General features: G+C 35.8%; 17 protein-coding genes. 6 read left to right on the top strand and 11 right to left on the bottom strand.

What is annotated here, in order from left to right; genetic code table 11:
• The first annotated feature begins 22 nt into the window (after positions 1-22).
• Positions 23-571 carry a hypothetical protein gene (locus tag VB796_RS13020; protein ID WP_323346986.1) on the top strand — a complete coding sequence of 183 codons (549 nt, stop codon included), beginning with the start codon at positions 23-25 and terminating at the stop codon, positions 569-571.
• Positions 572-633: 62 nt separating this feature from the next.
• A complete protein-coding gene (locus VB796_RS13015; RefSeq protein WP_323346985.1) occupies positions 634-1023 on the top strand; it encodes a hypothetical protein in 390 nt (129 codons plus the stop codon).
• A gap of 48 nt (positions 1024-1071) precedes the next feature.
• Here the strand turns inward: VB796_RS13015 and VB796_RS13010 are convergent, their stop codons facing one another.
• Positions 1072-1857, bottom strand: coding sequence for a DUF3050 domain-containing protein (locus VB796_RS13010; RefSeq protein ID WP_323346984.1), 786 nt, complete (start codon positions 1855-1857; stop codon positions 1072-1074).
• 205 nt (positions 1858-2062) lie between these two features.
• Between VB796_RS13010 and VB796_RS13005 the strand changes: the two genes are divergently transcribed.
• Positions 2063-3343 carry a metal-dependent hydrolase family protein gene (locus VB796_RS13005; protein ID WP_323346983.1) on the top strand — a complete coding sequence of 427 codons (1281 nt, stop codon included), beginning with the start codon at positions 2063-2065 and terminating at the stop codon, positions 3341-3343.
• A 290-nt stretch (positions 3344-3633) separates the two neighbouring features.
• A complete protein-coding gene (locus VB796_RS13000; RefSeq protein ID WP_323346982.1) occupies positions 3634-4512 on the top strand; it encodes a YicC/YloC family endoribonuclease in 879 nt (292 codons plus the stop codon).
• A gap of 72 nt (positions 4513-4584) precedes the next feature.
• On the opposite strand, the gene VB796_RS12995 is transcribed toward VB796_RS13000, so the two are convergent.
• The 5 genes from VB796_RS12995 to VB796_RS12975 all read right to left on the bottom strand — a co-directional run bounded on the left by VB796_RS12995 (position 4585) and on the right by VB796_RS12975 (position 16001).
• Complete coding sequence (locus VB796_RS12995) at positions 4585-7779, bottom strand: BACON domain-containing protein (protein WP_323346981.1); 3195 nt, start codon at positions 7777-7779, stop codon at positions 4585-4587.
• Positions 7780-7870: 91 nt separating this feature from the next.
• On the bottom strand, positions 7871-11992 hold the full coding sequence (locus tag VB796_RS12990) for a DEAD/DEAH box helicase (RefSeq protein WP_323346980.1): 4122 nt from the start codon (positions 11990-11992) through the stop codon (positions 7871-7873).
• Between the two features lie 221 nt (positions 11993-12213).
• On the bottom strand, positions 12214-14697 hold the full coding sequence (locus VB796_RS12985) for an endonuclease MutS2 (RefSeq protein WP_323346979.1): 2484 nt from the start codon (positions 14695-14697) through the stop codon (positions 12214-12216).
• Positions 14698-14712: 15 nt separating this feature from the next.
• Positions 14713-15324 (bottom strand): transposase, encoded by a 612-nt coding sequence (locus VB796_RS12980; RefSeq protein WP_323346978.1) that lies wholly within the window; start codon positions 15322-15324, stop codon positions 14713-14715.
• A 323-nt stretch (positions 15325-15647) separates the two neighbouring features.
• Positions 15648-16001: a DUF952 domain-containing protein gene (locus VB796_RS12975; RefSeq protein ID WP_323346977.1), complete on the bottom strand. Its 354-nt coding sequence runs from the start codon at positions 15999-16001 to the stop codon at positions 15648-15650.
• A gap of 20 nt (positions 16002-16021) precedes the next feature.
• Here VB796_RS12975 and VB796_RS12970 point away from each other — a divergent pair, with 20 nt between their 5' ends.
• Positions 16022-17149, top strand: coding sequence for an NAD(P)/FAD-dependent oxidoreductase (locus VB796_RS12970; protein ID WP_323346976.1), 1128 nt, complete (start codon positions 16022-16024; stop codon positions 17147-17149).
• A 98-nt stretch (positions 17150-17247) separates the two neighbouring features.
• On the opposite strand, the gene VB796_RS12965 is transcribed toward VB796_RS12970, so the two are convergent.
• Positions 17248-17706 carry an Lrp/AsnC family transcriptional regulator gene (locus VB796_RS12965; protein WP_323346975.1) on the bottom strand — a complete coding sequence of 153 codons (459 nt, stop codon included), beginning with the start codon at positions 17704-17706 and terminating at the stop codon, positions 17248-17250.
• A 280-nt stretch (positions 17707-17986) separates the two neighbouring features.
• Here VB796_RS12965 and ald point away from each other — a divergent pair, with 280 nt between their 5' ends.
• Complete coding sequence (gene ald, locus VB796_RS12960) at positions 17987-19099, top strand: alanine dehydrogenase (RefSeq protein WP_323346974.1); 1113 nt, start codon at positions 17987-17989, stop codon at positions 19097-19099.
• A gap of 136 nt (positions 19100-19235) precedes the next feature.
• Here ald and VB796_RS12955 read toward each other — a convergent pair whose 3' ends face one another.
• The 4 genes from VB796_RS12955 to VB796_RS12940 all read right to left on the bottom strand — a co-directional run bounded on the left by VB796_RS12955 (position 19236) and on the right by VB796_RS12940 (position 24528).
• Complete coding sequence (locus VB796_RS12955) at positions 19236-20357, bottom strand: BamA/TamA family outer membrane protein (protein WP_323346973.1); 1122 nt, start codon at positions 20355-20357, stop codon at positions 19236-19238.
• 87 nt (positions 20358-20444) lie between these two features.
• Complete coding sequence (locus VB796_RS12950; RefSeq protein ID WP_323346972.1) at positions 20445-21773, bottom strand: TolC family protein; 1329 nt, start codon at positions 21771-21773, stop codon at positions 20445-20447.
• Positions 21774-21861: 88 nt separating this feature from the next.
• Positions 21862-23445: a DHA2 family efflux MFS transporter permease subunit gene (locus tag VB796_RS12945; protein WP_323346971.1), complete on the bottom strand. Its 1584-nt coding sequence runs from the start codon at positions 23443-23445 to the stop codon at positions 21862-21864.
• A gap of 45 nt (positions 23446-23490) precedes the next feature.
• A complete protein-coding gene (locus tag VB796_RS12940; RefSeq protein ID WP_323346970.1) occupies positions 23491-24528 on the bottom strand; it encodes an HlyD family secretion protein in 1038 nt (345 codons plus the stop codon).
• Positions 24529-24662: the final 134 nt, after the last annotated feature.

The following is a 24662-nucleotide window of genomic DNA, read 5'->3' as shown; positions in this document are numbered from 1 at the left end:
AGATCAGACAAAAAACACAAAAATGCCCATATACAATACCAAAAAGCTCGACAGTATTATAAAACACTACAAAGCTAATAGTCGTAAAAGAGAAGATAAACATATTGAGTTTTGTGTTGGGCAAAATAGCTTGACCGATGCCATTAATGTGGCGGCTAAAGCTATCGACGAAAACAATAAAATCCATTTTCATCAAAGAAGAGTGGGACGTACAGAACTTGATTCTTTCGCTGAAAGTTTAGCGACTTTAGAGGATGACTTGAAAAATGCGATAAGTTTTGATGATATTTTTGATATTGTTAAAAAAGCTAAAACCGAAGGAATCAACGAATTAGCTCAATTTGATACTGCTTTGAGAATCGGAAATTTCTTAAAAATACTCCCTCAAAAAGTGTATTTAACCAGTAGTACACGCACAGGTGCTGAAAATTTATTGGGGCATTTATTTGACAAAACTTCCTTAACAATAGAAGATTTCCCTGCATCATTTAACCGTCCAGATTTATCAACTACCGAAATTGAAGATATTCTTCATATTTATAAAGATGAATTAGAATTCTGTGTCAAATAATTATCAAAAATACCACTAAAATGTACAAGAAATTATTTTCAATTTGCATTCTAATCACATCAATGTCAATATTATCATTCGGACAAACAGAACCTAAACCTTCTGAAACTTTACCTCCTTTGGTTGGTGGAGATACTGACGCTCACGGCTGTAAACCCTCCGCAGGTTACACTTTTTCTATTCTAAAAAATGATTGTATTAGAACTTTTGAACAACCAATTCAACTGAATGAAGTAAAACCTAAGAACTCGTACAAGTCATTTGCGGCAGTCATTGTTAGCGATGATAACAAGCAGGTGGAGATATTTATGCCAAGTATTACTGGAAGTGTGGTGTTATCGAAAAAATTAAAAACGAGATTCCCAACTTGGCAAAAAGGCAATATTATTTTGACAAAAAGAAGCAAATATTACCTAAAACAGGCAAATAGAGTGATTTTTGCAGGAAAATAAAAAACACCTTCCCGAAAGCATTAAACTTTCGGGAAGGTGTTTTTTTTCCTAACCTAAAACCTTTTGACTAACAATGGCATCATAAACGCCGTCCCAAAGTTCTATGCGTTTTTGAAGAGACAGAATTGTTGCTTCCTCAGCTTCTTGCCAAAACGCCTCGTTATCGCCGCACAGATTTGCCGTCATTTCCAAAGCAAGATGACTATGATGGTCGCCATCAACTTCAATGTGTCTTTCTAAGTAATATTTAAAGTTTGAAACACGCTCTGGTAAACTTTCATGAATGTCATTAATAATAGCATGAAACATTCCTGGAATTAAATCTTCACGACCAAAAGTAAAAATTGCCGCTTGCAAATAATCTTTTTTACTTCCAATAATATCAAAAGTAAAATCAACAAATTGTTGAGCCGCTTCAGGAGTTTCTGATATTAAATAAGACGATTTCAAATCCCCAGTTTCTTGTAAAACACTTACAAACTTTTCAATTTGAGATGTATTCGCTCCGCATTGGTGCATGGCATCTAAATAAAGTTCAAAGTGACTTTTTCTATTGCCAAAACTATCCACGTCGGACTCCTCTCCCACCACAATTTCATTGATTAAATAACGTGTATCCGCTGAACCCTTCGGAAACCAAGGCACGCTTGTACAAGTAAGATTATTTTGAAGCGATTTCAATAATGACATAAAATCCCAAACGGCAAAAACGTGATGTTGCATAAACACTTTCAAGTCGTCGAGGTCGTTCATTACCGAATACACCTTGTGATTAATAATTTGTTGTCTTAAAGGCTCAATCGCTTTTTTAATTTTCTCTGAATTTTCGTTCATGATTTATGGTTTTAAGAGAGTCGATTATCAAATCTACTTTTGAAAATATACGTAAAATTAATACCAACAGTTTTATAAAAGAACAAATCTTGTGTTTGGTGTTTTTGTTGCAGATATTATTGAAAATTAAAATCTACCACAAAAGGTCAATAGTTTAGCTGAGTTTTTTTACTTTTATCTAAACAAATCATATCAAAATCAACAAATGAAAAAACAACTACTAATTTTAGCGAGTCTTTGCTTTTCTGCAACGATAGCGAATGCTCAAAAAACATTAATTCATTGCGGTACATTGATTGATGCCGTAAAAAATGAAGCTGAATCCAAAATGACAATTGTAGTCGAAGGCAAAAAAATCACTGGTATTCAAAAGGGGTTTATTACACCAAGTGGAACTGATAAAGTCATTGATTTGAGTACCAAAACCGTTATGCCAGGTTTGACCGATATGCACGTGCATTTAGAACAAGAAACCAGCAAAGGCGGTGAAATTAAACGCTATCAATTGAATGCCGCAGACATTGCCTTTGATGCCACAAAATACGCTAAAAATACCCTTATGGCAGGCTTTACGAGTGTTAGAGATTTGGGCGGTTCGGGCGTAAATGTAGCTTTGAGAAATGCCATCAATAAAGGAACTGTTATTGGTCCAAGAATATTCACTTCTGGAAAAACTATTGCTACCACAGGTGGACATGGTGACCCGTCAAACGGACTTGCTGAAAAATATACCCTTGACCCTCAATATCTTACCGCCGTTGTTAATGGTGTAGAACAATGTCGTCAGGCAGTTCGTCAGCACTATAAAGATGGTGTTGATTGTATCAAAATCACGGCAACTGGCGGTGTTTTGAGTATTGCTAAAAGTGGAAAAGCTCCCCAATTTACCGAAGAAGAAGTTAGAGCTATCGTAGAAACTGCCAAAGATTATGGTTTTCACGTAGCTGCTCACGCACACGGAACAGAAGGAATTAAACGTGCCGTAAAAGGTGGCGTAACAACAATTGAACACGGTACATTTTTGGACGACGAAGGCATTGAATTAATGAAAAAATACGGAACGTACCTTGTTCCAACTATTTTGGCAGGAAAAACCGTTGCTGATTCTGCAAAAGTTCCAGGATATTATCATCCATTGGTTGTGCCAAAAGCTTTAGAAACAGGGCCACTGATTCAAGCAACTTTCGGAAAAGCGTACAAAGCAGGCGTAAAAATTGCCTTCGGTACAGATTCTGGCGTTTCAATTCACGGATATAATGCCTATGAATTTCAGTATATGGTAGAGGCAGGAATGCCAGCTATTGAGGCAATTAAAGCCGCTACCATCACGCCTGCCATCATTATGGGAACGCAAAAAGAGTCAGGTACAATTGAAATGGGAAAATTTGCTGATATTATTGCCACAGATGGAAATCCATTACAAGACATCAAGGTAATGCGAAAAGTATCTTTCGTGATGAAAGATGGCGTGGTTTATAAACAGTAATTTATTAATCTCAAAATAAAAACGTTGTCAGTATTTTGGACATTGGCAACGTTTTTATTTGCACAAAACACATTTAGAGTAAATTAATTTCAAGCGTTATCATTTGAATTTATAGGTTCAATTTTATAGCTCTTTTTATGTAACTTGCATCAAAATCAATCCAAAATGAGATTGATTTTTCATTTCAAACTTCCACATTTGTTTGTTAGCTAATTTGTTAAAATGATAGATAAAATATTCAAATCAATCATTACAAATAATTAATAACCAAACTCAAAAACAATTATCAAATGTTAAAATCAATGACAGGCTTTGGTAAATCTGTTTCAGAATCGAACAGTTTAACCGTAACCGCAGAAGTAAAATCTTTAAATTCAAAATTTACTGATATTTATTGTAGAATCCCTAAAAGCCTCTCTTTCAGAGAAATAGAAATCAGAAACCTACTCACGCAGTCGCTCGAACGTGGTAAAATTGAGTTTAACCTTACCACCAACTACACAGACGTTGCAAGCTCTGGTACAAGTATAAACCGTCCGTTAGTAAATGCTTATATGCAAGATTTGATAGAATCTTCTGAAGATTTTGCGGCAAATGACCCCGTTGAACTTTTCAAAATTGCTCTGACTTTACCAAACGCTTTCAATACAGAAGTGGCTTCGGAAGAACAAGCAGAAGCAGAATGGCAACAAATTTTGAAAGCAGTAAATCAGGCAATTGCAGAATGTACCAAATTTCGCTTGCGTGAAGGTGCAATCGTTTCGGCAAAATTTGTAGAATATATCGACAAAATTGCAGAGCTTTTGAATGATGTAGAAGCACAAGATAAAAACCGTATTCCTGCCGTTCGTGAGCGTTTGAGAAAATCAGTAAGCGAATTGATGAATGATGAAGAATTTGATAAAAATCGCTTCGAACAAGAGCTAATTTATTATATCGAAAAATATGATATTTCGGAAGAAAAAGTACGTTTACGCACGCATTTAACCTATTTTAAAGAAGTTTTGAAAGAAGGAAATGGCAAGAAGTTAAACTTCCTTTCTCAAGAAATTGGTCGTGAAATCAATACGATTGGCTCAAAAGCAAACGACGTAATTCTCCAAAGAATTGTCGTAAATATGAAAGATGAATTAGAAAAAATCAAAGAACAAACGTCTAATGTTCTGTAAATTGTAGTGGCGAATGGCATTCGCCAACCATTCATAAACAGTGGCGAATGCTATTCGCCACTACCAATTTATTTACTCAATTTTAATCAATCGCTTGAACAAACTATTACCATTTTCTAAGCTAATTGATAATAATAAAACACCGTTTTGAAGGTCGGAAGCATCAATTTCAAGATTATTTATGCCATTAATTACATTATAGTTAACACTCTTTAATAAACCTCCTTCGGTATTCACTAATTTTAGCGTTGCTACCTGATTTTTAAGCGAGTATAAGGATAGTTTAAAAATATCCTTACTTGGGTTTGGATAAACTACCTCTAAATAATCTTGAAAACCTCTCTCCTCACAATTCTCTCCAATCGGGCAAACTTGAGTAGGACTACAAATTAAATAGCGTTGTTCTGGCGAATATAATTTTGTAATTGTTCCTCCATAACGAACATATAATTGCTTATTAAGCCCATTTTTGAAGGAATCTAAGGTATTTTTAGGGATTGTGAAGCAAAAAGATTTATACAATAATTTATCACTTTGGTATGTACTTGCTAAATCTGTACGATACCCCAAATTAGCGATTGTTGTACCTATTTTTTGCCTATCCAAATAAATATCAACGGTTAAATTCTCATCAAAATTTTGAGAATCAAACACCCAGCCTGTCACCTTACAACAAGAGGCAGATTCAACCCAACCTCTGTATGTAGAAGGTGCCAATTGACCCGCTATTTCATTTGGGTCGTTAAAGGGCTTGTCGGTATCAATCGTGCCGTTACAACCATTACAAATTTGTCCTCTACCTTTTTGAACGATATAGAAAACTTTCCTGATGCCCTGACCAGTCAATATTACTTTTCCTCTTCGGGTAGAAGTATCAGGGTTTTGTTCAATTCTTAATCCAAATGAACTACTTACCTCTCCTTCGGGGTCGGCGGTTATCCATTTGGCATCTTTGGTGAGGGTAATTTTTACATTAGAATTAACCACAACTCTATATTCTGCCCCAACAAAAGTTATCGTAACAATTGAGTCGGGAGAAACAGTCAAATAAGGCTGACCTACTCCTTTTTGAGCAATGGTGATGCTTTTTACTAAATTTCCTGCGGTCAATGTAACTTTTCCTCGACGAGTTCCTGTATCTCCATTTGCGGTAATTTTCAGCGTAAAATTTCCATTAAAACTTCCTGTATCTGTACTGGTTGTGAACCAATTGGCAGTTCTTGATATTTGCCATTTTGTATTGGAAGAAACGGCTATTTTATATTCCGTTGCTCTCGACAAAACATTGGTTAATGAATCAGGAGAAATAATTAAGCGGTATTTTGCACCGCACGTACCCGAACCAATTCCCTCACAAGCCAAAACTTTTAAATCTCCACTGTCTTCTAATAATGTATTGGTGTTGGCAAAACGAGCATAAATTCTTTTGGCTTGACCAGATTTATACCAAGCGGTATCGGGCAAAGTGAAACTAAAACCTCTAAAGTTAGCTTTGGGATTATTAAATGTTGTTACTAAATCTGCACGATTACCAATATTTGCTTGAGTAGTTCCAATTTTTACGCTATCTATATAAATATCAATGGCTTGAATTTCGTCTAAATTTTTAGTGTTCACTGCCCAACCTGTGATTTTATCACAAGCGACGCTTTCTATCATTCCTTTGAGGTTATCATTAGCTTTTGGCTTAACACCAACTCTCTGACAATCAGAAGAATACACCTCTTTAAAATTAGAAATAGACCCACAAAATGATAAATCTGAAGATGTTAAGTTCAAGATTTTCCCCGTAACAAAACTTTCATCTAAAATAACTCTTACGGGTTTATCTCCGTTTGCTTTTCTTAGATTTACCCAATCTTTATAAGAACGACAATCTTTGTCGGTAACAGCTTTATTCATCAAACAACCGCCATCTTCCAATAATTCGTAAATCGAACTTATGGTAGTTCCACACGTTTCAATTTTTTCAACTTGCTGATTTCCTTTAATAAACTTATCGGTCATCCGTCGTAATAAATCTTGATGTGCCTGATTGTTCAAGACATCAAAAGCGAATGCACCCACTAACTTTGCTCCATGTGTATAAGCCTCGATAAAATGAGCTTCTTGGAGGTCAGTTCGGTCTTTAAACGATTCCACCTCCATCATAATCCATTTATCCTTAAAATTTGTCCGAGCCACATCCATGATAAAACGGTGGTCTTGATAAGGGCTACTGTTCATTTTTACCCCGTCAGTGCCTTCGCCAATATCTTTGAAGGCAAATGTTCCACGCTGAACCGTTGCTTGGTCATTTAAAGACCCAAAATCATTTACTACTTTTAAATTACCATTAAAATTCTTAATCGTTTTTGTAAAAGCGGCACAATAATCTTTTAGCATTTTGTGACGATAAACGTACCAATCATTTCCTGCGATTCCCAATAAAAAAACCGTCCAAGTATAATCACCAACGGGTTTTGGAGGTTCTACTGAATTGAAACTTGCATAGGCATTCCCATAACTTCCCCATGAAGATTTTAACTTTGAAAAATCATTATTGTATTTCACTTTCAACCATTCTCTAAAACCCAATATCATGGATTGAGAGTAGTCAAATAGAGAATTTACAACACCGTTTAGCCCTTTCGTTGTCACAAATGGATACCCAAACTCTTGTTCTGGCGTAATGACTGCCGAACAATATATCACGTCTCCTGCATCAATTACGGATTTATAATGTTGTAAAACCTGCAAGGTAAAATCTTGCATTTCTTGGACAGTTTTAGCAGAAGACAAACTGGTTGTCATCATCTGTCCACAGTCGTCAATTTGGTCACAACCAGTATAACCAAACGATTGTTGATGCACTCTTGAAGCTCCTCTTTGGTCAATACCCAACATTCTTTCGGAAGCATTAAAACCTGTACACGTCCCAACATTATTATCAAGTGGTTCGCCAACGGTTTTGTTGTTACACCAAGTAGCAAATACAATTCTGAAACAAATTTTCATTCCCCGACTTCGAGCAGTGGCAATTTGGTCATCGTACTGTTGCCAAGGATTGGTTTGGCTCACTTTTTTTCCAACAATTACGTCTTTCCTAATACTCACAATAAAGGCATTCATTCCCAAATCCGCTGCTTTTTGAATATCAGCAATTTGTGGATTACGATGGTCGAGATTCACCAAAGAAAACGCCAAATATCTTGGATTATCTTGGGCATAAAGCATCTTGCTAAAAGTGAGTAGGAAGAGTAAAAAAATAAGTTTTTTAATAGACATTTTATATGTTGTGAAAATCAATAAAGTACCACAGGCTTTAGTTTGTAAGCAATTATTTATACTTATAGACTAAAGCCTGTGGTACATAATCTTATATTCCTCTAATCAAATCCATTAATTGGTCTGCTGAAAGTTTGCCACTTCCTTCCGAACCTTCCAAAAGTCCGTCTGCCAAATCTCGTTTTGTTTCGTGGAGTTTCAAAATTTTCGCTTCTACGGTATCTTCCGTCACCAAACGATAAACGGTTACGGGGCGTTGTTGCCCCATTCGGTGAGCCCTGTCGGTAGCTTGGTCTTCCACCGCTGGATTCCACCAAGGGTCAAGGTGAATGACGTAATCGGCAGCGGTGAGGTTCAACCCCGTTCCTCCAGCTTTCAAACTTATCAAAAATACATCGCCTTTTCCTCGTTGAAAATCATCAATACGTTCTTGTCTTTTTACGGCTGGCGTACTACCATCGAGATATTGATAAGAGATATTTTTGGAAATTAAATATTCTTCTACAATTGCCAAATGCTTTACAAACTGACTGAATACTAAGGCTTTGTGTTTATTTTCAAGTAATTCTTCGATGACTTCGCCAAATAATTCGAGTTTTGAACTACTCAACGGAATATCTGGATTGACCAATTTGGGGTTACAACAAGCTAATCTCAAACGGGTTAATTCTGCTAAAATTTTGAACCTTTTATCTTGAATCTCACCCGAATCTGAGGCAATTCTTTCAAGGGCATCTAAGCGTAATGATTCATAAAAAGAGCGTTCTTCGGGAGACATTTCTACGTTCAAAACGATTTCTGTTTTGGCAGGAAGTTCATCTAAAACTTGGTTTTTGCGTCTTCTCAGAATAAACGGTTGAATAATTTTTTGCAAAGCTCTTCGTCTTTCCAAACTCTGATTTCGTTCAATTGGAATGGCAAAATGGTCATTAAAACGGTCGTGAGAACCCAAAAGTCCAGGATTTATAAAATTGAAAAGATTCCATAATTCGCCTAAATGGTTTTCTACGGGCGTTCCTGTGGTAATAATTTTGAAATCTCCATCCAATGCCATTACTGTTTTAGAACGCTTAGTTGTTCGGTTTTTAATGGCTTGAGCTTCGTCCAAAAGAATCGTGGCAAATTTAGTTTGCTTGAAAAGTTCTTCTTCTGTTTGAAGTAATCCATAACTCACCACCACAAGGTCAAATCCTTTGGCATTTTCTAATAATTCCTTCCGTTCAAGGCTCGTTCCTCCAAAAATTAACAGATTTAAAGTCGGAGCAAAACGGCGAGCTTCTTTCTCCCAATTTCGACAAACACTCAAAGGAGCAACCACCAAAGCAGGACCTTTTTCGGCACGTTGCAACAATAAAGCAAGGGCTTGAATGGTTTTTCCAAGTCCCATATCATCGGCAAGACACGCCCCAACGCCCCAATTGGACAATTGCGAAAGCCATTGATAACCTTCCTCTTGATATGGACGTAATTCTGCCTGAAATGTACTTGGAATTTCTGCCTTCACCGACCGCACATCTTTTAAACGCTTGATGTTGTCTTTCCATGCCTTATCTGCCTTAAAATTCTTTACTTCATCCGATAAATCTTCAAAAACACTGGATACCAAAATATTTCCACGCATTTTATCGTCCAAAACGGCACGCATCATTTGCAGGTGTTTTCTAAGTTTTTCGGTGATGCTAATAAACTGACCGTCAGACATTTCGATAAAATTACTTTGTCCGTTCAGCTTTTGTAAAATATCTCGCAAGGAAATCACCAAGCCATCATCAACCTTTGTTTCTCCCGAAACTTCAAACCAATTATTTTTACTGATAATGTTGATATTGAGCGTTTCGGAAGTGATATTACCTGCCAATTTGAGTTTTTGACCTTTTGGCCACTCAATAACCAATTTATTTTGCTGTTTGGGTTTTTCCAATTCAATCATCACCTGCAAACAATCATCGGGGGTATCCAAAATCCATTCGTGATTTTCATTTTCAGTCGCCACCAAATACGGACACATTTCTTCGACTTCCTGCAGATTTTTCTTTTCCTTTTTCAAGTCCCTTTTTGTCTGCGTGCGGACTTCATCGACCATACCCATCAGGTTTTCTGAACCTTTACCCGCTTTCATGTATGGAGCAGTAGAAGAGAATGGTTTTACAAAAAGTTCAAGATGAAAACCATCGTTCATCGGATTGATAAGGGCATAGATTCTTGAATCAGCTGCAACGGTTGGCAAGTCGGTAAGTTGTTCGTCAAGGTCACTTTGAATTGCCATTTTTTTAGCTAATGGACTCAAGGCTTTGAGCAAACTTTCTTTGCCAGAAGCAGGAATATTCAGGGATTTTCCAGAAAAACTTTGCCTAATTTTAACGTGTAAAGGCGTGATAGTTAATATTTTATAACGAGTAGCAGTTTCTCTAACTAACATCAAACCAGCCTGATTAAAAGTCTCATCAAAAGTTACTTTCAGTCCATTTTTATCTTGTTTTACTTGCAAAGAAACTTCCCCTTTTACTAAACTTACAGGCAAATTTGGTGGAGACATCAAAAATAAAAGAGGATGGTCAATCAAAACAGGCAGCGTTTTTTCAAAGTCAAAATACAGATTAGTCGTTGAACCATAATACCCCCAACCACCACTTTGAGTTTCTTCAATAAGTCCTATTTGAACGGCTTTTTCATCTTGAGAAGTCAAGTATTTTAATTCTCCCGATTTCAACCTTTTCAAGGCAACATTTCTACCCGTTGTCCAACCTGTTTTATTCATTTTTTGCTCAGTTGGTTGAATTATTTGACCATTAAAATCAATAAACCATGCCAATCTTTGCGTTCCTTCGGCTACTTTTGTCAATAAATTTGCCCCTTCTATTTCTTCTCCCAATGCCGCTAAAATAGTCAAACTTCGCTCCCAATCTTCCACCACAGGAATAATTCCGCCTATTGGAATATTACCAATTTCATGATTCAATTTTTCTAATCTTTCAGCTTGATTTTCGGTAAAAGAAGATTCTTTTTTTCGAGAAATATTAAATAAAATTTCTCTTTCAACGAGTTTTAACCCTTTATCTTCGGCATTGCGAAGAGCATTAAAAACAAGGTTTTCTTCAAAAGATGCTTTGGGAATATTGGAAGAAAAAATCAGTAACCAAAAGGTTTGAAAGACTGAAAAGGTGTTGATATTTACCGATTGAAGTAGGCTTTTTGCACGAGCATCATTATTGGTTGAAAATGCGTATAATGAACCCAAAACCTGCACATAATTCTGAATATCGAAGTTTTTATAAGCGTATTTTTCGTAGTCTTGATAAAAATTCAAAAAGCTACTTTCTTTGGTTTTGTAAAGTGCCAAACCGTAGCCCAACAACGACCATTCAATAAAGTAGCCCTTCTTTTTCTTCGTTTCTTTTCTCCATGCTTTTAAAGATTCTTCGTAGATTTTAATAGCTGAGGAATAATCGCCATTCATGGTTTCAATCAATCCCCAGAGGCTCAAAAGGCGATAATTAAGTTCTTTTTGTGCCTTAATAATGGCTAAAGATTCTTTTAAATTTCCTTGTAAAAACAACTCAGTACACTGATAATCAATGTATCTGACATCTTTAGGAAGATTATTTTCAAGCCAATGTTCTAAAAAAACATGAACAGAATCCCCTCGAATAATAGCATCATTGGCGAGCATTATTAATACCTGACGGATAATTTGTTTCGGAAAAATACTAAGATTTGCTAAACTCAACCCGTACTTAAAAACAATCGCCAATACTTGTTTATGACTCTCATTTATTTCCTCAGGGTCGATTTTTTCCATTAAATAAGAAAAATTCTGCCCGTAAATAGCTAATCTAAAATCTCTTGCTTTTCTATATTCAGCCCGAGTATAGTCCCACAATTGGATTGGATAAGACAATTTAATTTTGCTCAAAGCCTCCCCAAACCAATCTTCTTCCGATGCTTTTTTAATCAAAAATTCTTTGAAAGAAATATCTACAAAAAACAAATAATTATTAATGGGTTGCTTAATTAAAATACCATTATCAATATATTTCTGCCTTAGTTTTGTACAAAGCGACCCATTAAAAGTCTTTCCTTCGTTGGTAAGGTTCATTTTTGCTAAAAAACTATCAAATTCTCCCGCATTGAGTTTTTCATCCAACATTGAATAATACTGTAAAATAAGTTGCTCGCTTGGGTTAAATTTGGCTAATAATTCTTGATATTCCATTGGTTAAAGGGTATTGGTTATTGGAAATTGGTTACTGGATATTGGATATTGGGAATTAGTTACTGGAAATTGGTTACTGGATATTAGTTACTGGAAATTGGTTACTGGATATTGGTTATTGGATATGGATATTAGTTGATTCCTCAGAAAATAAACTAATCATTTAGCATAAGTATTTTACAAGTTTTCTAATCACCAATAACTAATTACCTCTTTCTTAATTATTTCATACTCACAAGCGTAACGCCTGCTCCGCCTCTATCTGCGTGTTCGTCTTGGGTCTTTCCAACTTGTTTATAGCCACGTAAATGGTTGCGAATCAGCGTTCTAAGGATACCATCGCCTTTCCCATGAATGATACGAAGTTCGTCATAACCAACCATAATGGCATCGTTCATAAATCTATCAACTTCTACTAAGGCTTCTTCTCCTCGCTTTCCTCTGATGTCTAAATTAAACGAAAAATTCATCATTTTGTCGTTCATATCCACCCCAACTACTTTGGTTTTTGAACCTGTTTTTTGTTTAAATTCCTTCCGAGAAATTTTTTCTAAACGATTCAATTTTACTGTTGTTTTCAAATCACCGATGGCAACTTCCGCATCTTTTCCACGTAGCCCCAGCACTTCTCCTAATGCTTCTTGTCCTTTAATTCTTACCAAAGAACCAACCGTAATTTCACCCAAAATTACCTCAATTACGTCTTTTTCAACCTGCTCTTTTTCTTCTTTCGGTGCAGCCTGAGCCACCACTTTTTCCATTTTCAAACCATCCTGAAAATCATGTAAATCTTGTCTGATTTCCTTTGTTGATAGTTTTTCTGCTCCTTGTTCACGAATTTCTTTAATGGTTGCCTCAATCTTTTGATTGGCATTTTTCACCAATTCTTTCGCTTGTAATTTTGCGGTATTCAGAATCGTCTTTTTCTCATTATCCAAATAGGTTTTTAATGAACCATATTGTTCTAATAATTGGTCAAGTTTTCGCTGTTTGGTTGCATTTTCTACATTTTTATCAGCAAAAACCTTCTTCTCAATTTCTAATTCTTTAAGTAATTTCTCGAAATTAACCTGTTGATTACCAATCCGTTGCTTCGATTTATCAATTATCGCTTTAGGTAATCCAATTTTATAGGCAATCTCAATAGCGAATGAACTTCCAGGTTTTCCAATTTCCAATTCGTACATCGGTTCAAGTAGTTCAGCATCGTAACGCATCGCTCCATTTACAAGTCCATTGGTTTTATCGGCAAAAGTTTTCAGGTTGGTATAGTGCGTATTTATCGCTCCGTAAGCTCCCGATTTATTGAGGTCTTCCAAAATACTTTCTGCAATTGCGCCGCCTAAACTTGGTTCTGTTCCTGTTCCAAATTCGTCAATCAAAAACAAAGTTTTACGGTCGGAATTGAGGAGAAAATATTTCATATTCGTCAAGTGAGACGAGTACGTACTGAGGTCATTTTCAAGACTTTGTTCGTCGCCAATATCAATAAAAACATTTCGGAACATTCCAATCGTTGAATGCTCCGCCATTGGCACTAACAAACCACATTGATACATAAATTGGAGTAAACCAAGTGTTTTCAAGGTCACAGATTTACCGCCCGCATTGGGTCCAGAAATCAACAGAATTCTATTTTCAGCATTGAGCGTTATCGTCAATGGTTTTACCGTTTTCCCTTGTTTTTTGAATGATAAAAATAACAAAGGGTGAACTGCATTTTTCCAATCAACTACCTGACTATTAATGCTTAATGGTGCAATTCCATTGACTTCAATTGCTAATCTTGCCTTTGCACGAATAAAATCTACAATGCCCAAAAAGGTGTAAGCCTTCCGTAAAACAGGAACTTGTGGACGCATTTTGGTGGTTAATTCCATCAAAATTCTGACAATTTCTCGTTTTTCTGCCGACTCTAATTCTCGGATTTCGTTATTGGCTTCCAATACTTCCGTTGGTTCGAGAAAAACGGTTTTTCCTGTATCAGATTCATCATGAACGAATCCTTTTATCTTTCGTTTGTGTTCGGCAGCAATGGGAATTACCATTCTACCGCCCCGCAAAGTCAATGAAAAATCGTCAGAAATCCAGCCATTTGAGCGTGCATTTTTGAGAATGCTGTCTAATTTCTTCCGTAAATCAACTTCTTGCACTTGTATTCTTCTACGAATTGCCTGTAATTCAGCACTGGCATTATCTTTCAGCTTGCCTCTATCGTCAATAATTTTATCGAAAGCATCAAGCAGAGAACGAATTTCTAATTTTGGATTTTGAATCTGAACTTTTGATTTTTCATCTTCTTTCTTCTCCCTTTCAGCAAAAGCACTGCCAACTAATTCCCGTAAAGTTGGATAACTTTCTGGCTCTTTATTATCAAAGAAACGTAAACATTCTTGAATAGTACGAAGTGAAAGTTTTACGTTGAAGAACTCTTCTTCCGTTAAAAAAGCCCCTTCAATGGAGGCTTTAGATAATTGATAATTAACGTCTAAAAAATTCTGAGAAGGAAAAGCCTGTGGTTCAAATTGGAGAATATTCTTCATTTCATCCACCTGACGAATCATTTTCTGAATTTGGTCGTAATTATCCGAAAAGCGTATTTTCTCAACAAAAGAACGCCCCAATGTACTGACACACAATTCATTGAGTCGCTCACGGATTTTATCGAAACCTAATTTTTGTTCTATATTTTGTGGGTAAAGCATCTATATAATTTTATATTAATCGAAAAACTTATCCTTATCCCAATTGAAAGGATTGTTAATAATATAATCAGAAATATTATCATAAGATTCCTCTGTACGAATAATATTATCCCAAAAGCGTTCTTGCCAAGCAAAATTTATATCAGGAAACCCTGCATTTATGTGTCGAGAACAAGAAGATTTAAAAGCCCCAACTATTCTTGCTATCGAACCTGCTTTTGGAGCAATTTGTTTATAAAATTCATTTTTCAAAGGTAGAGACGTTACCTGCAACGTCTCAGGTTCAGGTTGAATGTCTATTATTTGCTCATTTTCAGTCTTAGACGTTGCGGGCAACGTCTCTACTGTCGATTTATCAATAACAATAATTCCATGAATATGATTTGGCATCACAACAAAATCCCCTAAAATAACCGAGTACGGAGGATGATTAGGAATATCGTACCAAAGCCCTTGTACAATTGCTCCAATGGTAGATAATTTCATTTTCCCTTTTTCGCATTCACCGAAAAAATGGATACGATTTTTTGTGCAAATTGTTATAAAATATGCCCCATCTGCCGTATAATCCCAATTTTGTAAACGTGCAGACGGTATTCGGTATAGATTTTTATATTTTTCGTTCATTTTGTAGAGACGTTGCCTGCAACGTCTTGGTTAAATTGTAGAGACGTTGCGGGCAACGTCTTGGTTAAATTGTTTAGACGTTGCCTGCAACGTCTTAGTTAAATTGTAGAGACGTTGCCCGCAACGTCTTGGTTAAATTGTAGAGACGTTGCCTGTAACGTCTTGGTTAAATTGTTTAGACGTTGCCTGCAACGTCTTGGTTAAATTGTTTAGACGTTGCGGGCAACGTCTTGGTTAAATTGTTTAGACGTTGCGGGCAACGTCTCTACTGATGTTCGTCCATTTAGACGTTGCGGGCAACGTCTCTGCTGATATTCGTCCAATTAGACGTTGCGGGCAACGTCTCTACTGATATTCGTCCAATTAGACGTTGCGGGCAACGTCTCTACTAATGTTACGGCATCTTTATTCAAACGCCCATACAAATGTGGGAATTGAATCCCAATCCCAAATATATCTTCAAAAATCAATTCAGAGGTTAGCTTTGAGGTATCTACATGAAGCAAAAGCACACGTTCAACGCCTTTAAAATAATTCGTTAGTGTGTTATTAACTTGTTCAGCAGTTGATAAATGAATAAATTTTTCTTCGTGAAGCATTTCTGATTCGTAATAATCTTTGTCTGCAAAATTTTCCCACCATTCGGGAATCACTAAATGATAAATTGTTGTTTCCATGACCTAAATTTACGATATTATTGTCAGATTTTGAAAATGAGCAAATTATGTATGACATTATCATCACAGGTGGGGGTTTAGCAGGATTGGTGAGTAGTATTCTCTTATCGAAAGCTGGTAAAAAAGTTTTGGTAATTGAGAAGAAAAAATATCCTTTTCATCGGGTTTGTGGCGAATATATTTCTAATGAAACTCGTCCATTTCTGAAGTCTATCGGATTAAATTTTAAGGAATTAAACGTAAAAGAAATCGTAAAATTCCAGTTTACTTCTCCCAAAGGAAGGAAGTTAGAAACCAATTTAGACTTGGGCGGATTTGGCATCAGTCGCTATCAATTAGACGATACATTGTTTCAATTAGCTCAAAAAAACGGCGTAACATTTTTATTAGAAAATACCGTAGAAAGCATTGATTTTCAAAGCGATAGATTTATCGTAAAAACACATTTTGAAACTTTTAATAGCCGTTTTGTTATTGGAGCTTTTGGAAAACGCACAAAATTAGATGCCACACTACAAAGAGATTTCTTCACAAAACGCAGCCCGTACATTGGTGTAAAATATCATATCAAAACCGATTTCCCGAAAGATTTAATTGCCCTGCATAATTTTAAAGATGGTTATTGTGGTATTTCTGCCATTGAAGGAGACAAATATTGTTTATGCTACTTGACAACTCGTGAGAATCTTCGTAAGCATGGAACAATTGCAGAAATGGAAAGAAATATTCTCTGGAAAAATCCACATTTACAAAAAATATTTACTGAATCTGAATTCCTATACGAAAAACCAGAAGTCATCAACGAAATATCTTTTGCTCCAAAAACAACTATTGAGAACCATATTTTAATGGTAGGAGATTCGGCAGGATTAATTACACCACTTTGCGGAAACGGCATGGCAATTGCCATTCACGGAGCTAAATTGTTGTCTGAAAGCATTTTAGAGAACTTTAACGATAGAGGTTTGGTAGAAACCAATTATCAAAATCGATGGAAAAAGCATTTTTCGCAACGACTTTGGGTTGGAAGAATCGTTCAAAAATTATTTGGCAATGAAGTAATTTCTGAAATTGCTTGGGGAACGTTAAAAATAATCCGCCCAGCTTTGGGAGTAATTATTAAAGCAACACATGGAAAAGTTTTTTGATGTACCCCGAATCTCCTGATTCGGACTATAAAGGGTCGAATCAGGAGATTCGAGTTACATAGATTCGGATTATAAACGGTCGAAGCAGAAGCTGTGATTTACAAGGGTAATACCGTTGTATTTTTCACTTCCGACATTACAAACGAGCTACTGATATGAGCAACACTCTGTAAATCAGACAGTTTCTTCTGATAAAACTCATTATAGGCTTCCATATCTTTTGCAATAACTTTAATCATATAGTCAAAACTCCCCGAGATAACGCTACATTCTATGACTTCTGGAAACTGTTTGATTGCCTCCTCAAATTCTTCAAAATGGTTTTTTTGTTGTTTATCCAAACTAATACTACAATAAACGGTTAGCGGATTGCCAATCATTTTCTTGTTCAAAATCGTTACGTATTTCTCTATTACCCCTTCATTTTCAAGTCTTTTGATACGGTCATGCGTTGGAGTCATCGACAAATTTATTTTTTGCGAAATTTCTTTCAAGGTAAATTGTGCATTTTCTTGAAGGAGTTGTAAAATACGAATATCTGTTTTGTCGATGGTCATAAGAAAAATTTACTTTAAATAATTGTTAAATAACAAATTTACAGAAATATTTTCTTTAACCTAATTCAAAAAATAATCAATTTTCTTATTATTTCACTTTTTACAAAAGTATTTCCTGTATGATTAATTTTGTACATCACTTCATTTACAGACAAGGATTTAGAGTTTAGGAGCTAATTGTTTATTTGAAAAAATTACTTGATTACACATTACATTTGGTTAAATACATAATTATTCCAAAAGTCTCCTAAACTCTTGAATCCATTAAAATCCCAATTTTATGATAATCGGTGTTCCAAAGGAAATCAAAAACAATGAGAATCGTGTTGCTGTAACACCAGCAGGTGTAGCTGAATTCAAGAAAAATGGTCATGCCATTTATATACAGTCACAAGCAGGTACAGGAAGTGGTTTTTCAGATGAAGAATATACTAAAGCAGGAGCAAACATTTTATCTACTATTGAAGAAATTTACGCCATTGCAGAAATGATTTGCAAGGTAAAAGAGCCTATTGCTTCTGAATACGCCCTCATTAAAGAAAATCAATTATTATTTACCTATTTTCACTTTGCTTCATCAGAAGAATTGACCCATGCCATGATTGAGCGTAAATCAATTTGTCTGGCTTATGAAACAGTCGAAAAAACGGATAGAAGTTTGCCATTATTAGTACCGATGTCGGAAGTGGCAGGACGTATGGCGATTCAAGAAGGAGCAAAATATTTAGAAAAACCAATGGGTGGACGTGGTATTTTGTTAGGAGGTGTAGCAGGGGTAAAACCAGCCAATGTGCTGATTTTAGGCGGTGGAATTGTGGGAACACAATCTGCAAAAATGGCAGCAGGTTTAGGAGCAAACGTAACCATTATGGACGTAAGTTTACCTCGTTTACGTTATCTGGAAGACGTAATGCCAGCCAATGTTGACACGGTGATGTCCAACGAATATAATATCCGTGAAGCCATTAAATTATCAGATTTGATAATCGGAGCGGTTCTTATTCCAGGAGCAAAAGCACCGCATTTAATTACTCGTGAAATGTTGAAAGAAATGCGTGCAGGTACAGTTTTGGTGGATGTTGCCGTTGACCAAGGCGGTTGTATTGAAACTTGCAAGCCAACAACTCACGAAAACCCAACTTTTGAAATTGACGGAATAGTTCATTATTGTGTTGCCAATATGCCAGGAGCTGTGCCATATACTTCAACTTTAGCTTTAACCAATGCAACTTTACCGTATGCTATACAATTGGCAAATAAAGGTTGGGAAAAAGCTTGTCGTGAAAATGAGGAGTTAGCTAAAGGATTGAACGTAGTAAGTGGAGAAGTCGTTTATAAAGGTGTTTCTGACGCTTGGGGCTTACCTTTAAGTGATGTTAAGAAATGGTTATAATTATATAACTACTTGCTTTTAAGCATTTTATACTATATATTTGATTATGTTTATTGAAAAATAAACGAAAATATTAAATAGTGGTTAGGTATTAATCAAAAACCCGTCATCGTTGATGACGGGTTTTCTTGTTTTATCAAAAAGCCTCAGCGATAAAGAAATAAATATTTTGTTGTCCGTTCCCAAAACCATAATCCATTCTAAGATTTACATTTTCTTTTCGATTAATCTTAAACCGTAAACCTCCTCCATAACTTGGTTTTGTATTGCCCAAATCAAACTTTCCCATAGCGTCAGAAATTCCACCTGTTCCAGCAAAACCAACAACTCCCCAACGCTTCAGAACCTGTAAACGATACTCTGCTTGTAAAGCTAATAGATTTTTATCCCGAAAACTTCCTTGAAAATACCCTCTCATAATCATATCCCCACCCATTTGAGCCAATTCATTAAAAGGGACATCTCCAGATGATAAAAAGCCATATCCTTGAAAAGCCAAAACGTCTTCTCGTTTCTTAAATGGTTTTATAAAATAACGGGCATCAAATTGCCAGCGATTAAAAGCATGAGAACTGGCGGTGGTTTTACTATGAATTGAATAGGTTAATTGTGCAAAAACACCTTTTGAAGGAGTTAAAATATTATCTCTACTATCAAGTAAATATGAAATATTAATGCCTGACACAGTTGAACCATAGTTTCCAGCTACTTCGTTTGACGACAACATTCCATTTTCTTTCATTTTAACATTAAACATTTTCATATAACGCCAACCCAAACCTGCAAAACTATGTTGCCCGACTTTTCGATAGGTTAGATTATCGAAACGGAGATAATCAAACGAAACAGATTCGTGTTTTTCCATGTCAATATTATTTCCAATTCCATAAAATGTCATCGGGAAACGACTATATCCTAAATAGCCCGTTACATAATATTTTTCATGATTAGAAAATAAATCATAGTGACTACGGATTAAAAACTGTCCATTTAATGAATACTGAACCGATGCCGCTATGTTAGAAACTCTGGTAAGGCTATCATTTTCGCTGCCAAAATCATAAAAATGCTTGATTCCTGCCCCAATTACCAAATTTGTTTCGGGCATATAAAAGGCAAAAGGAGAAATGATGTACTTTGGAGAAGTGAAAAATTTGTAAACTTTAGAGTTCGACAATTGTGTAGAATCTTGAATATCAGAAGCTTGAGTCTGAATAAAAGTTGTTAGTAGAAGCGTAATGAGTAATAGTTTTTTCATGTTTAAATTTAGAAATGACAAAAACCGCAAGTAATGATATTTACTTACGGCTTTTGTATAAAGTCTATTGTTTAGAACTTTTTAAACTTACCAAAACTTCAAGCCCGACAAACGATTCATGTCTAATTTAGCCAAAGCCATTTGGTATTGGTATTGCAATTGAGCAAACTGAGCATCTTTCAAAGCCGTTTGAGCCGCCTCAATCTCTACATTTGTTAATACACCATTTTGATAACGTATATTGGCTAACTTGAGTGCATATTGTGCTTGAAAAACATTTCTTTCTGATAAATCTAACTTATTTTTTGCTGAATTATAATCATTTTGAGCTGCTTCTAAATCACGTTTCAATGCTTGATTGGTTGCATCGACTGAGTATTTCAACATTTCACGGTTTATCTTGGCAACTTCTGTTTGATAAGCACCACGATGTCCTGAATAGACAGGTATCGTGAGCTTTACCCCTACTGTTGTATTGAATTTAAAATCGTCCATAATGGCAGGCATTTCACCATTAATTCTTGGTAAATATCCATTTTTAATACCAACTTGAGCGTTGGCAGCTAAACTTGGCAAGGTTGACATTTGGGCTAATTTTACGTCACGTTCAGCAATTAAGTCTCTATCTTTTAACGCTTTAAGGTCAAAATTGTTTGTTTGAGCTTGTGTTAATGCACCTTCAATTGTTAAGTCGGCAATGCCTAAATTAAAGTCCGTTCCCGAAGGAATTAATCCATGAGCATCTTTACCGATTAATGAAGAAAGGTAAATAATTTGACGTTCCAATTGACTTTGTAAATCGGTCAAACGAGATTCTGAATTTTTATAACGAACCTGAATTGAAACTTGGTCATAATCCAAAGCATCACCTTGTTTCAAACGATTTCCAATCACTTTTCCGTTTTCATCAACCAATTTCAATTGTTCTTTTTGTACTTCAATTGCCTTTTGGGTATAAATAATTCCATAGTATAAATTGGCAACTTGATAAGCATAAATATTTTTCAGACCTTCAACATTGGTTTTCGATAATGCTGTTTCAAGTTTTGATTTCTCAATATTTACAAATTGCTTCCCCCAATCATAAATTACATAACTTCCGCCAATATTGGCATTGTAATTCATATTTGGTTGAAATTGAATTGCCGTTCCGCCAAAATTTGCTTTTGCAACGGGGTCAAAACGAGTTACACCAATTTCCGACTGAATTTGGGGCTTTAAAGCAGACTGTTGGATTTTAGTTTTATAATCTCCAATCGCAACCATTTGTTGTTGCTCTTTGATTTTAGGGGCATATTCAATCGCTGAACGTACCAATTGATTTAAGGTTTCATTGGTTTTTTCTTGGGCAAAAATCATACTATTTGACATTCCCAAAAGAACAATTGCAGATATATATTTTAATATTTTTTTCATGATATTGAGTGATATTAAGAGAAAAGCGATTTGCGAAAAGCAAATCGTTTAAAAGCTTATTAAATTATACCGCTTTTAGCTTAACGTTCTAATGACTTTCAGCCGTTGCTTTAGCCATCGCAGCCGCTTCCTCAGCAGATAATTTGGGCGTTCTTAGGAAATATAAAAATGGTAAAATACAGATAAAAAATATACCAATTAATCGGAATGTATCCAGATATGCTAAGTAATAGGCTTGTCTTGAAACGGCTAAGTCTAACTGCTTGTAAGCCATTGAAGTAGCATTGAAAACATCGCCAGTTTTGGCAATTATGTTATTAGCCATTCCTGTAATACGCTCTGTAAAAAGTGGATTATCGGGACTCATATTTGCCATCAAATCTGAACGATGTTGAGCTGCTCTATTAGTTGCAAAATTGTTTGCTAAAGCAATACCAAATGCTCCTCCCAACTGACGAATCATGTTTGACAAAGCAATTCCTGCTGGATATTCTTTTGGTTTCAAACCTGCAACTGCCTGATTAATAAGGGGTAATTGCAATAATGAAATCCCAACTGTTCTACAAAGTTGCATCGGGAAGAAATCCCAACGTCCCATATCTGGCGTAGCAGTTCCACTATAAAATCCGAAGAAAATAAACATACAAATACCAGCAAACATATATGGCAACGGTGGAGCTCCCGCACTCATTCTTTTACCAATAATAGGGAATAAAAATACCGCAGCTAAAGTTGGAGCAACCAACGAAACGCCTGCTTCGTAAGGCGTAAAACCGTTTACCCGCTGTACCAAAACTGGATAAACGAAAGATGACGTGAACAATCCTAAACCTGCAATGAGCGTAAACATGGTAGAAACGGCAAATATTTTGTACCTAAAAACACTCAAATTGACCGCTGGATGTTCGGTGGTGAGTTCTTGCCAAATAAAACCGACAATACCTACAAAAGCCATAATACTGATTGTGACAATCATACGAGATTGAAACCAGTCTTCTGATTCTCCTTTTTCGAGAACAAACTGTAACGAACCAATGCCTAACGTCAGCAAGGCAATCCCTAAATAATCAATTTTTATTTCCGCTTTTCTCTCTCCTTCTCCCTCCACTCTTTCGATGAATAAAACCGTCAGAATTGTTGCAATCACACAGATGGGAATATTTACATAAAAAATCTGCGACCAATCGTATTTATCAAGAATGTAGCCACCCAAAACTGGGCCTAAAGTTGGTCCAAGCACAATTCCCATTCCGAATAATCCAGAAGCAACGCCTCTATCTTTAGGTTCAAAAGCATCAAAAAGGATAGCTTGTGACGTTGATAATAAAGCACCACCGCCAATACCTTGAATAAAACGCCAAAACACCAATTCCCATAAAGTATCTGATGCTCCACAAAAATAAGAAGCCACGCCAAATATGACCATTGAGGTCAAATAATAGGTTTTCCGACCAAAATATTCACCCAAAAAACCCGTCATTGGGATAATAATAACGTTTGCAATGGCGTAAGATGTAATCACCCAAGCGATGTCCTCAATCGTCGCTCCCAATGAACCAGCCATTTGGTTCAAGGCAACGTTCACGATGGTGGTATCCAGCAATTCCATGATTGCTGCCGTAACCGTCGTGAGGACGATAACATATTTTGCAAGACCTGTTTTAGCAGCCATTTTAAGATATAAATTTTATGTTGATGATAGGTAATTCAAAAAAGCTTATTTTAAAGGCACTGAAACCTCTAATGAAAGTCCTGCACGAAGTATATCTTTATTCTTTTGCAAATCTTCAATTTCAATTTTCACAGGTACACGTTGCGTAACTTTCACAAAGTTTCCAGAAGCATTATCAGGAGGTAACAAGGAAGTTTTTGCTCCTGTTGATTCAGCAATGGAAACAATTTTACCTTTCAAAATACGGTTTGGATAAGCATCTAATTTTAATTCAACTTCTGCACCGATTACCAAACGGCTCACTTGCGTTTCTTTGAAATTGGCAACTACCCAAAAATTGGTATCTTGTACCACCGTCATCAAAGGCTGACCTGCTTGAATAAATTGACCTGCTTCTATATTCTTTTTACCAATTCTTCCTGACGATGGAGCATATACTTTAGCATAAGTCAGTTTCAATTTTTGTTGCTCAATTTTGACTTTCTTCACCCCCAAAACTGCCTCTGCCTTATGTAAAGCGGCTTGTAAAATTGGCATTTTCGATTTTGCCGTTAAAATATCCTCTTTTCCTGCATCATATTGAGCCGACAAAATCTCAAAATTCGCCTTGCTATCATCTGATTGTTTACGAGTAATGGCATTTTCAGCTACTAAATTGGCATCACGGTCAGCATCTTTTTTAGCTTTTTCTTTACGTAAAAAATTTGCTTTCAAATTTGCCTCCGCCGACTTCACTGTAATATTAAGGTTGCTGATATTAGCTTTTGCATTTTCAACGTCTGTTTGAGCTTGTACATAATCAGCATTTAATTCATCTAAAATTAATTTTGCTTCATCAGTATCAATTTCTGCTAAAACTTGGTCTTTAGTCACCAAATCATAATCCTTAACACTGACAGTCTTGACGTAACCTGCCATTCTTGGCAAAACTGGCACGAAATAAGTTTCGATTTGAGCATTGTCAGTATCCTCATGAGTTTGGGCGTAGTGGTATTTTTTGTACCCGTAATACGCTCCAAAACCTAATAATGTAAAAATTATGATACGTGGAATGTACTTTTTGATAGTATTTTGATTTTCCATTTTATCTATTTATTTGGAGTTTGTGTGATTGATTTAAGAAGTAGTTTTGAACATAAACTATTTAGTAAACCTTATTGACAATACAAAGGTAAACGAAGTTTACTAAATTAGTCAAGTAGATTGACAATTATTTT

Source organism: Arcicella sp. LKC2W, from assembly GCF_034931005.1.
GTDB lineage: Bacteria > Bacteroidota > Bacteroidia > Cytophagales > Spirosomataceae > Arcicella.
The sequence above is the reverse complement of the archived record's forward strand: the minus strand, read 5'-3'. Positions and strand labels throughout refer to the sequence as shown.

Excerpts from the sequence above, each read along its gene's own strand:
- VB796_RS13020 (WP_323346986.1), top strand. The coding sequence starts at position 23 with ATGCCCATATACAATACCAAAAAGCTCGACAGTATTATAAAACACTAC.
- VB796_RS12990 (WP_323346980.1), bottom strand. The coding sequence starts at position 11,992 with ATGGAATATCAAGAATTATTAGCCAAATTTAACCCAAGCGAGCAACTT.
- VB796_RS12940 (WP_323346970.1), bottom strand. The coding sequence starts at position 24,528 with ATGGAAAATCAAAATACTATCAAAAAGTACATTCCACGTATCATAATT.
- VB796_RS13005 (WP_323346983.1), top strand. The coding sequence starts at position 2,063 with ATGAAAAAACAACTACTAATTTTAGCGAGTCTTTGCTTTTCTGCAACG.
- VB796_RS12975 (WP_323346977.1), bottom strand. The coding sequence starts at position 16,001 with ATGGAAACAACAATTTATCATTTAGTGATTCCCGAATGGTGGGAAAAT.
- VB796_RS12980 (WP_323346978.1), bottom strand. The coding sequence starts at position 15,324 with ATGAACGAAAAATATAAAAATCTATACCGAATACCGTCTGCACGTTTA.
- ald (WP_323346974.1), top strand. The coding sequence starts at position 17,987 with ATGATAATCGGTGTTCCAAAGGAAATCAAAAACAATGAGAATCGTGTT.
- VB796_RS13010 (WP_323346984.1), bottom strand. The coding sequence starts at position 1,857 with ATGAACGAAAATTCAGAGAAAATTAAAAAAGCGATTGAGCCTTTAAGA.
- VB796_RS12945 (WP_323346971.1), bottom strand. The coding sequence starts at position 23,445 with ATGGCTGCTAAAACAGGTCTTGCAAAATATGTTATCGTCCTCACGACG.
- VB796_RS13000 (WP_323346982.1), top strand. The coding sequence starts at position 3,634 with ATGTTAAAATCAATGACAGGCTTTGGTAAATCTGTTTCAGAATCGAAC.
- VB796_RS12995 (WP_323346981.1), bottom strand. The coding sequence starts at position 7,779 with ATGTCTATTAAAAAACTTATTTTTTTACTCTTCCTACTCACTTTTAGC.
- VB796_RS13015 (WP_323346985.1), top strand. The coding sequence starts at position 634 with ATGTCAATATTATCATTCGGACAAACAGAACCTAAACCTTCTGAAACT.
- VB796_RS12965 (WP_323346975.1), bottom strand. The coding sequence starts at position 17,706 with ATGACCATCGACAAAACAGATATTCGTATTTTACAACTCCTTCAAGAA.
- VB796_RS12985 (WP_323346979.1), bottom strand. The coding sequence starts at position 14,697 with ATGCTTTACCCACAAAATATAGAACAAAAATTAGGTTTCGATAAAATC.
- VB796_RS12955 (WP_323346973.1), bottom strand. The coding sequence starts at position 20,357 with ATGAAAAAACTATTACTCATTACGCTTCTACTAACAACTTTTATTCAG.
- VB796_RS12950 (WP_323346972.1), bottom strand. The coding sequence starts at position 21,773 with ATGAAAAAAATATTAAAATATATATCTGCAATTGTTCTTTTGGGAATG.